At 36.6% G+C, this 14,393-nt stretch carries 14 protein-coding genes and 1 tRNA gene; 12 read left to right on the forward strand and 3 right to left on the reverse strand.

Annotated features, from left to right (window positions below; genetic code table 11):
• Positions 1–30: 30 nt before the first annotated feature.
• A complete protein-coding gene (miaA, locus tag PMI13_RS06465; RefSeq protein ID WP_007841897.1) occupies positions 31–954 on the reverse strand; it encodes a tRNA (adenosine(37)-N6)-dimethylallyltransferase MiaA in 924 nt (307 codons plus the stop codon).
• A 43-nt stretch (positions 955–997) separates the two neighbouring features.
• Between miaA and PMI13_RS06470 the strand changes: the two genes are divergently transcribed.
• The 3 genes from PMI13_RS06470 (at position 998) to nadA (ending at position 3,618) form a co-directional block, all read left to right on the forward strand.
• On the forward strand, positions 998–1,855 hold the full coding sequence (locus PMI13_RS06470) for a YicC/YloC family endoribonuclease (protein WP_034670098.1): 858 nt from the start codon (positions 998–1,000) through the stop codon (positions 1,853–1,855).
• A gap of 94 nt (positions 1,856–1,949) precedes the next feature.
• A complete protein-coding gene (gmk, locus tag PMI13_RS06475) occupies positions 1,950–2,513 on the forward strand; it encodes a guanylate kinase (RefSeq protein ID WP_007841899.1) in 564 nt (187 codons plus the stop codon).
• An 85-nt stretch (positions 2,514–2,598) separates the two neighbouring features.
• On the forward strand, positions 2,599–3,618 hold the full coding sequence (gene nadA / locus PMI13_RS06480; protein WP_007841900.1) for a quinolinate synthase NadA: 1,020 nt from the start codon (positions 2,599–2,601) through the stop codon (positions 3,616–3,618).
• A 398-nt stretch (positions 3,619–4,016) separates the two neighbouring features.
• Here nadA and PMI13_RS21670 read toward each other — a convergent pair whose 3' ends face one another.
• Positions 4,017–4,139, reverse strand: a complete 123-nt coding sequence (locus tag PMI13_RS21670; RefSeq protein WP_262483286.1) for a bacteriocin-like protein — start codon at positions 4,137–4,139, stop codon at positions 4,017–4,019.
• A gap of 547 nt (positions 4,140–4,686) precedes the next feature.
• On the opposite strand from PMI13_RS21670, the gene thrA reads away from it, so the two are divergent.
• The 8 genes from thrA to PMI13_RS06520 all read left to right on the forward strand — a co-directional run bounded on the left by thrA (position 4,687) and on the right by PMI13_RS06520 (position 12,543).
• Positions 4,687–7,128: a bifunctional aspartate kinase/homoserine dehydrogenase I gene (gene thrA / locus PMI13_RS06485; protein ID WP_007841905.1), complete on the forward strand. Its 2,442-nt coding sequence runs from the start codon at positions 4,687–4,689 to the stop codon at positions 7,126–7,128.
• 11 nt (positions 7,129–7,139) lie between these two features.
• The gene (locus tag PMI13_RS06490; protein ID WP_007841906.1) at positions 7,140–8,060 is read left to right on the forward strand and encodes a homoserine kinase; all 921 of its coding nucleotides are present in this window, start codon (positions 7,140–7,142) and stop codon (positions 8,058–8,060) included.
• A gap of 19 nt (positions 8,061–8,079) precedes the next feature.
• Positions 8,080–9,393 carry a threonine synthase gene (gene thrC, locus PMI13_RS06495; protein WP_007841908.1) on the forward strand — a complete coding sequence of 438 codons (1,314 nt, stop codon included), beginning with the start codon at positions 8,080–8,082 and terminating at the stop codon, positions 9,391–9,393.
• A complete protein-coding gene (gene folB / locus PMI13_RS06500; protein ID WP_007841909.1) occupies positions 9,390–9,758 on the forward strand; it encodes a dihydroneopterin aldolase in 369 nt (122 codons plus the stop codon). The genes thrC and folB overlap by 4 nt, the downstream gene beginning before the upstream one ends.
• A 30-nt stretch (positions 9,759–9,788) precedes the next feature.
• Entirely contained in the window at positions 9,789–11,153 is a 1,365-nt protein-coding gene (locus tag PMI13_RS06505; protein ID WP_007841911.1) for a DUF4403 family protein, read from the forward strand.
• Between the two features lie 19 nt (positions 11,154–11,172).
• Positions 11,173–11,661, forward strand: a complete 489-nt coding sequence (locus tag PMI13_RS06510) for an RDD family protein (protein WP_007841912.1) — start codon at positions 11,173–11,175, stop codon at positions 11,659–11,661.
• A 50-nt stretch (positions 11,662–11,711) separates the two neighbouring features.
• Positions 11,712–11,782: transfer RNA gene (locus tag PMI13_RS06515), tRNA-Cys, on the forward strand.
• A gap of 470 nt (positions 11,783–12,252) precedes the next feature.
• The gene (locus tag PMI13_RS06520; RefSeq protein WP_007841913.1) at positions 12,253–12,543 is read left to right on the forward strand and encodes a hypothetical protein; all 291 of its coding nucleotides are present in this window, start codon (positions 12,253–12,255) and stop codon (positions 12,541–12,543) included.
• Positions 12,544–12,666: 123 nt separating this feature from the next.
• Here PMI13_RS06520 and PMI13_RS06525 read toward each other — a convergent pair whose 3' ends face one another.
• Complete coding sequence (locus tag PMI13_RS06525; protein WP_007841914.1) at positions 12,667–13,203, reverse strand: hypothetical protein; 537 nt, start codon at positions 13,201–13,203, stop codon at positions 12,667–12,669.
• 300 nt (positions 13,204–13,503) lie between these two features.
• Between PMI13_RS06525 and PMI13_RS06530 the strand changes: the two genes are divergently transcribed.
• A complete protein-coding gene (locus tag PMI13_RS06530) occupies positions 13,504–14,340 on the forward strand; it encodes a glycosyltransferase family 2 protein (protein ID WP_007841918.1) in 837 nt (278 codons plus the stop codon).
• The last annotated feature ends 53 nt before the right edge of the window (positions 14,341–14,393 follow it).

Below are 14,393 nucleotides of genomic sequence, written 5' to 3' on the forward strand. Positions count from 1 at the left end.
ACTTAATATCCTTAAAAACTCAACAGGATCTTAATGGTTAAAATTTTTAATGTTTCCAGAAATCCATTGAAGAAGATCATCAAAATCATTTTGAGAATACCCCAGCTTCAGATAATGAATATCATCCGCTTTCCGATACCACGTTAACTGACGTTTTGCATATCGTCTGCTGTTTTTCTTGATTTCAGAAACGGCAAAATCCAGATCCCATTCACCACCAAAATATTTGAAAAGCTCAGCATAGCCAACCGTATTCAGGGCGGTGAGCCCTTTAAATTCTTCCAGGCCTTTTGCTTCTTCCAGCAAACCTTTCTCCATCATCATATCCACTCTCCTGTTGATCCTCTCATACAACTCTTCCCTCGAAGCCTCAATTCCGATCCTGATTACATTAAAATCCCTGGAATCCTGTGAAACAGCAATCAGCTCAGAATACTTTTTGCCGGTCTGCCAAATCACATCAATCGCTCTTAAAAGCCTCCGGTGATTATGAAAATCTACGACTGCATAATATTCAGGGTCAAGCTCCTTTAAGATTTCCTGTAGCTTTTCAATTCCTTCCTTGTCAAAGATTTTCTGTAATTTTTTCTGATTGTTTTCATCAGCTTCCGGAAGATCATTCAAGCCTTCAATCACGGCTCTTTCATACATCATACTTCCACCGACAAGGATCACGGTATCATGATTTTTAAAAAGTTCGTGGAGTTTTTTTAAGGCATCTTCTTCGTATTGCCCGATGGAGTAATATTCTTTAACCGAAAGGTTTCCGATAAAATGATGAGTAGCTTCCGACAATTCTTCTTCTGACGGAGCTGCCGTACCAATTTTCATTTCCTTAAAAAACTGGCGTGAATCACAGGAAACAATTTCCGTATTGAAATGGTTAGCCAGATCAATTGCTAATTTCGTTTTTCCAATTCCGGTGGGTCCTACTACAGAAATCAAATTTTTCACAGTGCTAATTTAAATGTTTATCTTTGTACAACAATAAAAAACTATGATTTTATCAATGACCGGATTCGGCAGAGCCGAAGATGTTTTTGAAGGAAAGAAAATAACCGTAGATGTTAAATCTCTGAACAGCAAAAGCTTTGATTTAAATATCAAAATACCGTTGCGTTATAAGGAAAAAGAATTTGAGATCAGAAAAATTCTTAACGACAGAATTATCCGTGGAAAGGTAGATTGCTATATTAATTTAGAAAATCTCGAAGAGACAAATGATGTGAAGATCAATAAAAACCTTATTGATTCTTATATCAACGAGCTTCGCAATATCGCATCCGACGGACCTGATTTTGAATATCTTAAAATGGCAGTAAGACTTCCGGATGCCATTACATCAAGGCCTGATGAGCTTACGGAAGGAGAGTGGGAATCTTTAGCAAAAATTGTCAATGCTGCAGTAGACAGATTTGAAGAATTCAGAAAAACTGAAGGGAAGACTTTACAAGAGGAACTGGAAAAAAACATTCAGAATATTGATAAATACCTGTCTGAAGTTATTCCGTTTGAAGAAGTAAGAATCCAGAGCGTAAAAGAACGTTATCAGAAATCCCTGAAAGAATTTGAAAACGTTGACGAAACTCGTTTCTATCAGGAAATGGCTTATTTTACTGAAAAATTAGATATTTCAGAAGAAAAGGTAAGGCTTTCCCAACATTTAAAATATTACAAAGAAGTAATGGATAATGAAGATTTCAACGGAAAAAAATTAGGTTTTATTTCCCAGGAAATCGGAAGAGAGATTAATACATTAGGATCAAAAGCCAATCATGCTGAAATCCAGAAACTGGTGGTAATGATGAAGGATGATCTTGAAAAAATTAAAGAACAGACATTAAACGTTTTGTAAGTTATTGGTTATTGGTCATGGGCTATACGTTGCCTTAATACAGCTTCAAAATAACTCATCATTTATAACTCATAATTCATAACTATTAATAAAAATGGAAAAGGTTATCATATTTTCGGCACCGTCCGGAAGCGGAAAAACAACATTGGTAAAGCATTCTCTGGAAACATTTCCCGAACTTGAGTTTTCAATTTCGTGCACCACAAGACAGCCGAGAGGAAATGAGATACATGCCGTGGATTATCATTTTTTAAGTCCTGATGAGTTCAGACAGAAGATTGCTGAAGACGCATTTGTAGAATATGAAGAAGTTTATACCGATAAATATTACGGTACTTTAAAATCTGAGGTGGAAAAGATCTGGAATCAGGGAAAAGTGGTTATTTTTGATGTGGATGTAAAGGGCGGAATTTCTTTAAAAAAATATTTTGGAGAAAAAGCCTTATCCATTTTCATTGAACCTCCCTCCATTGAAGAATTGGAACGGAGATTGATTTTAAGAAATACAGATGATACGGAAACCATCAAAACCCGTGTAGAAAAGGCAGAAGAAGAAATGTCCTATGCCAAAGATTTCGACAAAATCGTAATCAACACAGATTTGGATGACGCTAAAAAAGAAATAGAAAGTTTAATAAAAAATTTTATAGACAGTTGAGGATAAAAGTATTGAGGATGGAAATAAAAATCTAGCTTCTGATTCCCAACCTAACATCTATAAATTAAAAAACATTGAGGTTGATATGAGTACCGAAACATTAGAAAGAGCTAAATCTGCAATTCCTGTTAAAGGGTTTTTGGACATAAAAGATTTGGTGATTCCTCAAGGAGAAGAATTGGTGAAAGCTATTCTTAAATTGAAAGAAGAAAAAAACGCGGTTATTTTAGCGCATTATTACCAGCCCGGAGAAATTCAGGATATTGCCGATTTCCTGGGTGACTCTCTGCAGCTGGCACGGCAGGCAAAGGAAACCAATGCCGATATGATTGTATTCTGTGGAGTACATTTCATGGCCGAAGCAGCAAAAATCCTGAATCCAACTAAAAAAGTAGTTCTTCCGGATACCATGGCAGGATGCTCTCTAGCTGACGGATGCTCAGGGGAAGGACTGAGGAAAATGCGCGAACAGCACCCGAATGCCTTGATTGCCACCTACATCAACTGCAATGCAGAAACCAAAGCCGAGAGTGACATTATCGTCACGAGCTCTAATGCAGAAACTGTAATCGAAGCTCTTCCGAAAGACAGACCCATTATTTTCGCACCGGATAAAAACCTGGGAAGATATTTATCCAAGAAAACGGGCCGGGATATGATCCTTTGGGATGGAAGCTGTATTGTACACGAGGCGTTTTCAATGGAAAGAATTGCCCAGCAAATGGCAGATCATCCTGATGCAAAACTGATTGCCCACCCTGAAAGTGAAGAAGCTGTTTTAAAGCTGGCTCATTTTATCGGATCCACTTCTGCCCTTTTAAACTTTGTAGAAAAAGACGACTGCCAGAAATTCATTATCGCCACTGAAGAAGGAATTCTTCACGAAATGAAAAAACGTGCTCCCCATAAAGAGCTGATTCCTGCTTTGGTTTTTGACGAAAGCTGTAACTGCTCCGAATGTTTCTACATGAAACGAAATACCATGGAGAAACTGTATTTATGTATGAAATACGAACTTCCTGAAATTCTTATTGATGAAGAATTGAGATTGAAAGCATTAAAACCGATTGAGGCTATGCTGGATCTTTCTAAATCTATAAAATAATTTTTCATTTTGAATATTTATTTATATTTGAGCTAAATATCAAAAAATATTCAATGATTACTTAGCATACACAAAAAAAGCACTGTAGGGAACAGTGCTTTTCCTATAGATTTTAAGCTTAGTATCAGTCTTAATCTTGTCCATAAGGATTCTCCGGAACAATATTGAATTTGACAGCAATTCGGCAACGCCTGATAAGCTGCACATGTACGAACACCGTTGTGTGGTCCGTAACCTGTTCCAGGAGGATAAGGGCCGGTACATCCTCCGCCACCAATTGACTTTAATTGGGCTCTTGATAATTTTTTCATAATTAAAATATTTATGTTAAACGATTCAGTCTGTTTTTATTACAGCATCGGTGGATAGCAGGTTCCTCCCGGATTACGCCAGCATCCTCAGGATCCGTTTTTTTGATAACATATATATGCTGCTCCGCCACAGGTATCAATCTGAAACTGAGTGAAACCACCTGTGACTTTTTTCTGTTCTTCCCGCGAAAGTTTCTTTAAGTTTTTCATAATATCATTGTTTTAATTTCCCCACCCATCAGTTTTTCGGGTTACCGCTGATTATATTATTTATAAAACAAATGTGGGGCTCTGTATTTTTAAAACAAAACTTAGCAAGTGTAGCAGATATTCAAAATAAGTGTAAGCATTGTGAAAAATACTTTCGTAAAATAAAACTATATATCTGGTATTTTTACCTTTATAAAAAACATACATTTCAGAAATTTTCAAAAACCTGATTAATCACTACACCTATGATTAACAGAGGATTCCAGAAGACATTCCCATTACTGATCTCAAAAAAATATCTTAAAAATATTTTTATTCTCCAAAATAACTTCTACATTTGTCCCATTAAGATGCTATCTCAACAAAACATATCTCAGGTTTTATCCGGAATTTTCATTTCGGCAGCAGCATCTGTTACGGTAATTATTTCTACAGCTACTACAACCCCATAAACGGGGTAAATTTTCACATATCATTCTGTTGTCGCCTGCTTTTTTTATAAGAGCAAAAAAAATCGTTTACAAAAAAATCGAAAACACACATTTATATGAAAGTTTTAAAATTTGGCGGAACTTCCGTAGCCCATGCATCTGCTATTCTGAAAGTTGAAAATATTATTAAAAAAGAATCTTCTGATGATAAAATAGTCGTTGTAGTATCCGCGTTACATAATGTTACAGATACTTTAATTAAAGCGGCTGAATTAGCATCCGTTGCTGACGAAAGCTATCTTCAATTCATTAAAGGGCTTGAAGAAAAGCACCTGAACCTGGTCAAAGAGCTCATCCCCATTTCCGGGCAAAGCTCATGGCTTAGTTTTGTAAAAAAACATTTCAATGACATTGAAGATCTCTGTAACGGTATTTTTATCCTGGGTGAATTTACAGCCCGGATTAAAGACAAAATCACTTCTTACGGAGAGTTTCTTTCTTCCCGTATTATTGCTGCAAGACTACAGTTTCAGGGATTGGATTCTTCCTGGATGAATGCTGCTGAATATATCAGAACCGATAACCGTTATACCCATGCTAAAGTAGATTTTGAAGTTACTGAAAGAAACCTGAAAAACTATTTTGAAAAGAATCAAAGCCAAATCACACTCGTCCCCGGTTTTATTGCCAATGATGAAAATGGTAATGCCACTACTTTGGGAAGAGGAGGCTCAGATTATACAGCATCTGTTTTTGCTTCTGTACTGAATGCTCACGAACTTCAGATCTGGACTGATGTGAGCGGAATGATGACTGCCGATCCCCGACTGGTTTCCAATGCCAAGGTTATTTCAGAAATTTCCTATCAGGAAGCTATGGAGCTTTCCCATTTCGGAGCTAAAGTTCTTTACCCCCCTACCATTCAGCCGGTCATGATACAAAATATTGATCTCCGTATCAAAAATACTTTTGAGGCAGAAGCTCCGGGAACCCTGATTTCTCAGCATCTGAAACCTCAAGATCAGCAGATCGCTGTAGGAATCTCCAATATGAGCAATATCGTCCTGCTTACTCTCGAAGGAGGTGGAATGGTAGGTGTTCCTGGCATTTCAGCTAAGCTATTCCAGTGTTTAAGCCACCAGAATATAAATGTTATCCTGATTACCCAAAGCTCATCGGAACATTCTATTACAATTGCCATCAGTGAGAAAGATGCATATCAGGCGGAAAGCGCCATTAATTCTGCATTTGAAGACGACCTGAAATTGCAAAGAATAAACCCTCTGAAGATGGAGAGTGGCCTTTCTGTTATCGCCCTTGTCGGAGAAAATATGAAAAGCAGAAGCGGCGTGAGTGCAAAAATGTTCGGGTGTCTGGGAAATAACGGGATCAATATCAGAGCAATTGCACAGGGATCTTCAGAAAAGAATATCAGTATTGTTATTTCAGAAAAAGATACCCGCAAAGCTGTCAATATCCTTCATGAAGAATTTTTTGAATCTGAAGTAAAACAGGCTCATTTATACATTTGCGGAACCGGAAATGTAGGAACCAAGCTTATTCAGCAGATTTACAGCCAGAACGGATACCTTAATGAAAACCTGTCAGTCAATCTCAGAATTGCAGGGCTTTCCAACAGCCGGAAAATGGCATTTTCAAACCAGGGAATTCCGGAAGACCGTTATAAAGATGCACTCGAAAACGGGGAAACGTCTTCTGCCTCACAATTCACTAAAGAATTGATAAGCCGGAATTTAAGAAATTCTGTCTTCATCGATCTTACTGCCAGTCCGGAAATACCTGAAATTTATGAAGACCTGCTAAAGAAAAGCGTCAATATTGTCGCCTGTAATAAAATTGCAGCAGCCTCAGATTTTGAAAGCTATAAAAAGCTTAAAGACCTCGCCAAAAAACACAACTGCAAATTTTTCTTTGAAACCAATGTAGGTGCAGGTTTACCTATTATAGGAACCATTAATGACCTGATAAGGAGCGGTGACAGAATATTATCTATCCAGGCTGTATTAAGCGGCACTTTAAATTTTGTTTTCAATCATTATGATGGGAGCACACCATTTTCAGAAGTTGTTGCCCGGGCACAGAAAGAAGGCTATACAGAACCGGATCCACGGTTGGATTTAGCAGGTACAGATGTTGCCCGTAAAATTCTGATCCTGGCCCGTGAAGCCGGATATACTTTACAGTTTGATGAAATCAAAAATACAGGTTTTCTTCCCGAAGAATGTATGCAGGGCAATGTAGAACATTTTTACCAGATGCTTTTGAAATATGAAAGCCATTTTAAAACGCTGTTTGATGAAGCCCGAAAGCAGGGTAAAATTTTAAAATATGTAGCAGAGTTTGAAAATGGAAAAGCCAAAGTAGGGTTACAGCATATTGCCCCTGAAAATGATCTCTATCATCTGTACGGAAAAGACAATATTGTCATTCTCAAAACTTTAAGATATTCTGAACAACCATTGGTCGTAAAAGGAGCCGGTGCCGGTGCCGAAGTAACCGCAAGCGGCGTTTTTGCAGATATTATACGCTCCATTTAAAAAATAAAAATATGAAAAATATAAAAATTAAAGTTCCTGCCACCATTGCCAATCTGGTTTGTGGTTTTGATATTTTAGGAATGGCTATTAATGAACCTTATGATGAGATGGAGCTGCGGCTATTGGAATCTCCCGACATCATCATCAGGCATACCGATAGTTTTAATCTTCCGGAAGAAGCATCAAAAAATGTAGCCGGAGCTGTCTTATTAAAAATACAAACCCATCTGAATCTTAAAAACGGTTTTGAAGTAATCATTCATAAAAACATAAAACCCGGAAGCGGCCTTGGTTCCAGTGCAGCAAGTGCAGCCGGTGCCGCTTTTGCAGCCAACCATTTACTGGGAAATGTTTTATCGAAGGAAGAAATGGTACATTTTGCCATGTTTGGGGAAGAGCTGGCTTCCGGAGTGAGGCATGCCGATAATATTGCCCCCTGCATGTACGGCGGTATTGCCCTGATAAAGTCTTCTGACCCTATCGATATTATTCCGTTGAATACTCCTGATTTATTCATAGCTGCCGTTCATCCGCAGGTCGAAGTAAAAACCTCTGATGCCAGACAAATCCTGAAAAAGAATATCAGCATGAAAGACGCCATACAGCAATGGGGTAATATTGCCGGATTAATTGCAGGCATTGAGAAAAATGATCTGACCCTGATAGGAAGAAGCCTGAATGATGGTATTGTAGAGCCAGTCCGCAGTATTCTGATCCCTCAGTTTCATGAAATAAAAACAAAAAGCTTAGAGCTTGGAGCTTTAGGAGGTGGGATTTCAGGATCCGGACCCTCTGTTTTCATGGTCACTGAAAAAGAAGAAAAGGCCCATGAAATTGCCCGTATGATGAAAGCTGTTTATGATGAGATTAAAATAGAAAGCTTTGTTTATGTATCTGAAATTAATCCTTCCGGAATTGAAATCATAGAATAACACAATATCAAAAAAATCAATGAATTACTATAACTTAAAGGATAAGCAGGAAGTGGTTAATTTCAAAACCGCTTCCATCAAAGGACAGGGCAAAGAAAAAGGATTATTCTTCCCGGAAAACATTCCCCTGTTTGAAAAAGATTTTATTGAAAATCTGAATCATTTCTCCGATGAGGAGATTGCTTTTCACTGCATGAGGGATTTTGTCTCTGATGAAATTCCTGAAGAAGAATTAAGAAAAATCATTTCGGAAACCATTTCATTTGAAATCCCACTTAAAAAGATCAATGATAAAATTTCGGTACTGGAATTATTCCATGGCCCTACCCTGGCTTTTAAAGATATCGGGGCAAGGTTTATGAGCCGTTGCCTGTCTTATTTTCTAAAAAATGAAAACAAAAAAATCACTGTTTTAGTCGCCACTTCCGGTGATACGGGAGGTGCCGTAGCCCACGGTTTCTATAAAGCTGACGGGATTGAAGTGGTCATTCTTTATCCTGAAAACCGGGTAAGTGCTGTTCAGGAAAAGCAGTTAACCGCTTTAGGAGAAAATATTACCGCACTTGAAATCAACGGCAGTTTTGACGATTGCCAGAACCTCGTGAAACAGGCGTTTTCAGATGATGAGATCAATTCTGCTTTATTTCTTACTTCCGCCAATTCAATCAATATTGCAAGATGGCTGCCACAACAGATTTATTATCTGCTGGCTTTAAAGCAATGGCAGAAAACAGAGGAAAATCACCCGGTCATCTGTGTTCCCAGTGGAAATTTCGGAAATATATGTGCCGGAATCCTGGCTTATTTCAGGGGATTACCGGTGGAACATTTCATTGCAGCCTGTAATGCGAATGATATTTTCCCTGATTATCTGAAAACGCAGGTTTTAAAACCTAAAAAAACAGCTGCCACCCTCTCCAACGCCATGGATGTGGGAAACCCAAGTAATTTTGTGCGTATCCTCGAACTTTTCCATCATCAGTTCAATGATCTTAAAAATAAAATTTCAGGATATTCCGTAAATGATGAAGAAACTTTAAAAACCATTGCAAAAGTCTATGATCAGTATGATTACATTCTTGAGCCTCACGGAGCGGTTGCCTATGCTGCTCTTGAACGGTATCTGGGGAAAAATCCGGACAGAAAAGGTTTCATCCTTGAAACAGCTCATCCTGTAAAATTCCCTGAAGCAGTAGAGAGTGCCATTCATGTAAAAATCACAATTCCGGACTCTCTGGAAGATTTAATGAATCAGGAGAAAAAAACAGTAAAAATTAATCCTGATTTTAAAGAATTAAAACGATTTTTGCTAAATAAAAATAAAAATTTATGAGCAAGATCTTTTTGGAGGATATAAAAATATATGCTTACCATGGTGTACTTCCCGAAGAAAACATCATCGGCACCTATTATATCATCAATGCAGAAATTCATACGGATTTGTGGAAGGCTTCCGAATCTGATGACCTGAATGATACGATAAGCTATGCAGACCTTAATGAGATCATTCATAATGAAATGAAAATCAGGTCTAAGCTTCTTGAACATGTTGCAGGAAGAATTATCTCAAAAATCAATGATAATTTTCCGGAAATCTCCTATATTAAACTAAAAATCTCCAAAACAAGTCCGCCTATGGAAGGCGAAATGAAAGGGGCAAGCATAGAACTTGAAAAGAGTTTTAAACCCAATAATTAATTTTCTTATTTTAGCCAAAAACATCAGAAATTGAAATTCATCAGAATATTATTTTTAGCAGGCTTTATCAATGTTTTCGCACAGACGAATGTTGATAATCAACTGGCCGTATATAATTTCCCGAAGATTAAATCCAGCATCACCATGCCGGTAACCATTCCGCTTTCGGAAATCAGCAATATGATTAATTCTTCTGTAAAAGAACTGATTTACCAGGATGACTCATATACAGACAACAATAATGACCAGTTTAAAGTAAAAGTATGGAAAACCCGTCCCATCCGGCTGGTAGGCGGAACCAGTCAGAACCTTTTGATCGAGGTCCCATTAAAAATCTGGGCTGAAAAAGGCATCGGAACATTGGGTGTTTATACTTATCAGAATACCACCTTTGAAACGGTGATGTATTTTAATACGTCTTTGAGTTTTAAAAACAACTGGACTATTATGACCAGTACTCAGCCGAATGGCTTCAAATGGGTAACCAAACCGGTTCTCGATTATGGAAAAGTTCAGATTCCGATTACTTCGTTAGTCGAAAAAAGCTTAAAGGAACAGCAGGAAAAGTTTTGTAAAACGATTGACCAGCAAATGTCAACCCAACTGAATTTTCAGCAATATGCCGTTTTGGCCTGGAATGTTTTTTCACAGCCTTTTAATATTTCTGAAGAGTATAATACCTGGCTAAAAGTGACACCAATCAGCGTCAATATTACTCCTTTAAAGTTTTACGGAAACCAGATCGATACCAATATCGGAATTGATATTTATTCAGAAACGTATACAGGAAGCAAGCCGGAAGCCTCACAACCCGTAAAGTCAGCTGCCAATTTCAACTTTATTCCTGTTCTTTCAGATAAATTTTCACTTCAGACTACAGCTAATGTACCATTCACAGAAGCCACAAACATTGCAAGAAAAATGTTTCTGGATAAGGAATATGATGTAAGAGGCTCCAAAGTAAAAATAACGGATATCAAAGTCTATGGCGCTGAAAACCGGGTAATGATCGAAGCTGCAACAGAAGGTTATGTAAAAGGGATTGTTTTTATCTCCGGAATTCCGGTTTATGATGATGTCAAAAAGAAGATCGTTTTGTCTGATACCAAATTCAATCTGAGGACCTCCAATATTCTGCAGAAAACTGCTACCCTGCTATTTAAAGGGAAAATTGTAAAAATGATTGAAGAAGAATACGGAATCCCAACCCAGGAACTGGAACTGACTTCCAGGAAAAGTATTGAAGAGGCTTTTAATAAAGAATATTATAAAGGTTTAAAAATGAATGGCAGGGTTTTCAATCTGAAACCTACCAGCATTTTAATGAACCCTTCGGGAATCACGGCGGTTATTGACACCAATGCTTCTTTAAAGCTAATGATTAACGGAATCTAAAAAAAACTAAACTTTTACCATGAGAAAACATTTACGTATCGTAGAAGACCATCGTGCCGAAAAAGGCATAAGATTAGTCAATTATTTTATTGATCTGGTGGTTTTCTATATTATCTACTTTATTTTACTGACTGTTTTATATATCATCAGTCCGGCCTTTAATTCGTGGATATCTAATTTAAACCCCATTGCAGACCGACTCATGAGTGTAACGTTCTATATATTTTATATTTTCCTGACGGAGAGCCTTATGAAAGGAAGAAGCATCGGAAAACTGATTACCGGAACCAAAGTCATTATGATAGACGGTACCACCCCTTCATTGCCTGATTATTTTATAAGAAATATTATCCGTGGAATTATATTGATTGATCAGCTTTCCTTTTTGGGAGAAACCGGGTTCCATGACAGCTGGAGCAATACAAGGGTGATTAAAATAAAAGATTATGAAAATCAGCTTAAGGCAAAAAACGAGATAAACAGCATCGGCACGAAAGAAATTACATAAAAAATTTTGTTCGGGTCAGAAAAATTTTTATATTTGCACACCTCAAAAATGGTACTTTGGCCGAGCGGCTAGGCAGTGGTCTGCAACACCATCTACAGCGGTTCGAATCCGCTAGGTACCTCTATAAAAACCTCTAACAATCTGATTAACAGACTTAGAGGTTTTTTATTTTTAACAATCCCCTACTTTCTCTCCCAATAAAATAATATTAACAAATAATTTTGCTGTAAAATTTAAAACGTGTTATTCCAAGTCAAAGGATTCTAAAGACCGAAGCCTAAAAAGGAAACCAGCTAATTATTTTTACTGTAATGATATAATCCCAAAAACCTCCCGGGGCACGGGAGGTTGAACAATGATTGTTTTTAAGATGAAATATGAATGGGTTATTAGCAATTAAATTAAATTATCAACATAGTTTATGATTCTGATTATAAATGAAAATCCCCGGACTTCTCCGGGGATAAAAACTAATAACCATGAAAACTCAAATTTAAACATGAGTAAATTCTATCAATTAACGATATAAATACAATATTATTATTCAGAAGGAATAATTGTATATTAGAAGAAACTAAAAAATCAATAATCATGAACAGTAAATTTCTTCATTTGTTATTAATCGTATTTGTATTAGTAAGCTGTACAGCAAATACCCACGATTTGAAAAATTGTTTAAACTCCACTAATGCCGGTTTTATAGAAGGCTTCTGGCATGGAATGATTTCTCCGATTTCGTTTATAGTAAGTTTGTTTGAGAAAGGTATAACGGTATATGAAGTTGAAAATAATGGTAATTGGTATAATCTGGGGTTTGTTCTGGGATGCTATGTAACATTCAAAGGAAGCAGTGAGGGTGTTAAAAGGGTTAATAGAAAATAGTTTATTCAGCAATTCTATTTCACTTCAACAAAAAATCTCTACTGGATAGTGAGGATTGCTTTTCCCTTACATAAAAACCTCTATTCTATGAAAATAGTTTAGGGGTTTTATCTCAGTCTATTTTCACTTCAGCCCGTTTTTATCATCAAACTGCTTTAAAGCTTTAAAGAGCAATTCATCTTTCTCATAAAGCTGTTGGTAAAGCTTTTGCTTTTCTAATAACACCTCAAGTATCCTGTCTTGTGCTGCAGATATTTTCTTCTCATCACTCTTACTTCGCGTCACTACTTGCTGTTCAATCTCGTCACGTGAACAAAGAAATAATTTTTTCAGAATCCTGTAATAATCTACGGCTGCCTTTTGAACCTGTTTTCCATCTTCAATCCCGTCAGGATTCAGCATTTCGATATCTTTAATGACACTGTTAAATTTTGTTTCCTGCTGGTCAACGAGTAATAATGCATTTGAATAATCCTGTTTGATAAGGTAATCCAATTTCCGTGATTCAAGTCCTTTTTCTCCAAGAAGCATATTATACACTTCAGATTTTTTATCGGTAATGGATTTTTTAAAATCAGCAGCCTTTTTATTGCTGCACGAAATAATTGTCGTAACAATCAGTAGCAGAAAGGGTATTTTGAAATACATTTTATAATTCATATCAATGCTTTGATATGAAATTACAAAAAAATGCAGTAACAAACTTTTATCAACCAGAAAAGATTACAGATTATAAACAGCTCCAATATGGAGGATAAAATCCGGCTTAAAATAAACGCTCATTTATTTTCTATTTTATAAATCACCCTCATTCAAAAAATATTCCGGATATATTGTATATTTATCAAGATATTCTCTATACTTGTACTGGTTTTTAATCTTTAAAATTAATGGTACTTTAATTGTAAAAATTAAGCTCAACATTACACCTTAGAGTATTACCACACAAAAACAGATTCAATGATGAAAAAATTTTCAGTTCTTATTGCTAACTACAATAACGGAAAATATTTTAAAGACTGCTATGATTCTTTAATAGCCCAAACCTATCCGGATTTTGAAGTTATCATTGTAGATGACAGCTCTACAGATAATTCACTGGAAATTATAAAGGATATTATCAAAGACGACGATCGTTTTAAATTATTTGAAAACACGGTCAATAAAGGCTGTGGCTTTACCAAAGGGAACTGTATGGATTATGCTACCGGTGAGATCTGCGGTTATCTTGATCCTGATGATGCTCTCTACCCGGAAGCCCTCGAAAAATCTGTAAATGAGTTCATCAGAAATAAAAATCTTGTTGCGACTTACTCCCGGATGATGCTGTGTGATGAAAATTTAAATCTGCAGAAGCCTTTCAGCAATACAAAGCAGGTTGATAACAACCGTTATTTTTTTAATTGTCCGATCCAGTTTGCCCATTTCTTTTCTTTCAAAAGAGAAGCTTATTTAAAAACATCGGGCATCAACCCAGATCTAACCAGTGCCGTAGACCAGGATTTATACCTGAAAATACTGGAACTGGGAGAAGTAAAATTTATAAAAGAAGTATTGTACAAATACAGGCTTCACTCCGAAGGTATCTCACAAGATCACTCCAAACAACGTGCAAAAGACTCTTTCGCCAAAGTAATACTTGAAACAATGGAAAGAAGAGGTATAAAAAAAATCAATGGCAAATCTGTCCCTGCCCAATATAATAATTCGGAAGAAATTTATGCCCTGCTTGATTACCAGGCACAGCCTCTCCACAGACTCATAAAAAAAATCAAATTAACTTTTAAAGGATATTAAAAAAGAGGCTGTCTCAAAAGTGAGACAGTCTTTTTTTTATGCTCAAAAAGAAA

The sequence above is a fragment of the Chryseobacterium populi genome, assembly GCF_000282115.1.
Taxonomy (GTDB): domain Bacteria; phylum Bacteroidota; class Bacteroidia; order Flavobacteriales; family Weeksellaceae; genus Chryseobacterium; species Chryseobacterium populi.

Bases quoted from the DNA above. Each gene is read 5' to 3' on its own strand.
- gmk (WP_007841899.1), top strand. From the start codon at position 1,950: ATGGAAAAGGTTATCATATTTTCGGCACCGTCCGGAAGCGGAAAAACA.
- folB (WP_007841909.1), top strand. From the start codon at position 9,390: ATGAGCAAGATCTTTTTGGAGGATATAAAAATATATGCTTACCATGGT.
- PMI13_RS06490 (WP_007841906.1), top strand. From the start codon at position 7,140: ATGAAAAATATAAAAATTAAAGTTCCTGCCACCATTGCCAATCTGGTT.
- nadA (WP_007841900.1), top strand. From the start codon at position 2,599: ATGAGTACCGAAACATTAGAAAGAGCTAAATCTGCAATTCCTGTTAAA.
- PMI13_RS06510 (WP_007841912.1), top strand. From the start codon at position 11,173: ATGAGAAAACATTTACGTATCGTAGAAGACCATCGTGCCGAAAAAGGC.
- PMI13_RS06520 (WP_007841913.1), top strand. From the start codon at position 12,253: ATGAACAGTAAATTTCTTCATTTGTTATTAATCGTATTTGTATTAGTA.
- thrC (WP_007841908.1), top strand. From the start codon at position 8,080: ATGAATTACTATAACTTAAAGGATAAGCAGGAAGTGGTTAATTTCAAA.
- PMI13_RS06530 (WP_007841918.1), top strand. From the start codon at position 13,504: ATGATGAAAAAATTTTCAGTTCTTATTGCTAACTACAATAACGGAAAA.
- PMI13_RS21670 (WP_262483286.1), bottom strand. From the start codon at position 4,139: ATGAAAAACTTAAAGAAACTTTCGCGGGAAGAACAGAAAAAAGTCACA.
- PMI13_RS06470 (WP_034670098.1), top strand. From the start codon at position 998: ATGATTTTATCAATGACCGGATTCGGCAGAGCCGAAGATGTTTTTGAA.
- thrA (WP_007841905.1), top strand. From the start codon at position 4,687: ATGAAAGTTTTAAAATTTGGCGGAACTTCCGTAGCCCATGCATCTGCT.
- PMI13_RS06525 (WP_007841914.1), bottom strand. From the start codon at position 13,203: ATGAATTATAAAATGTATTTCAAAATACCCTTTCTGCTACTGATTGTT.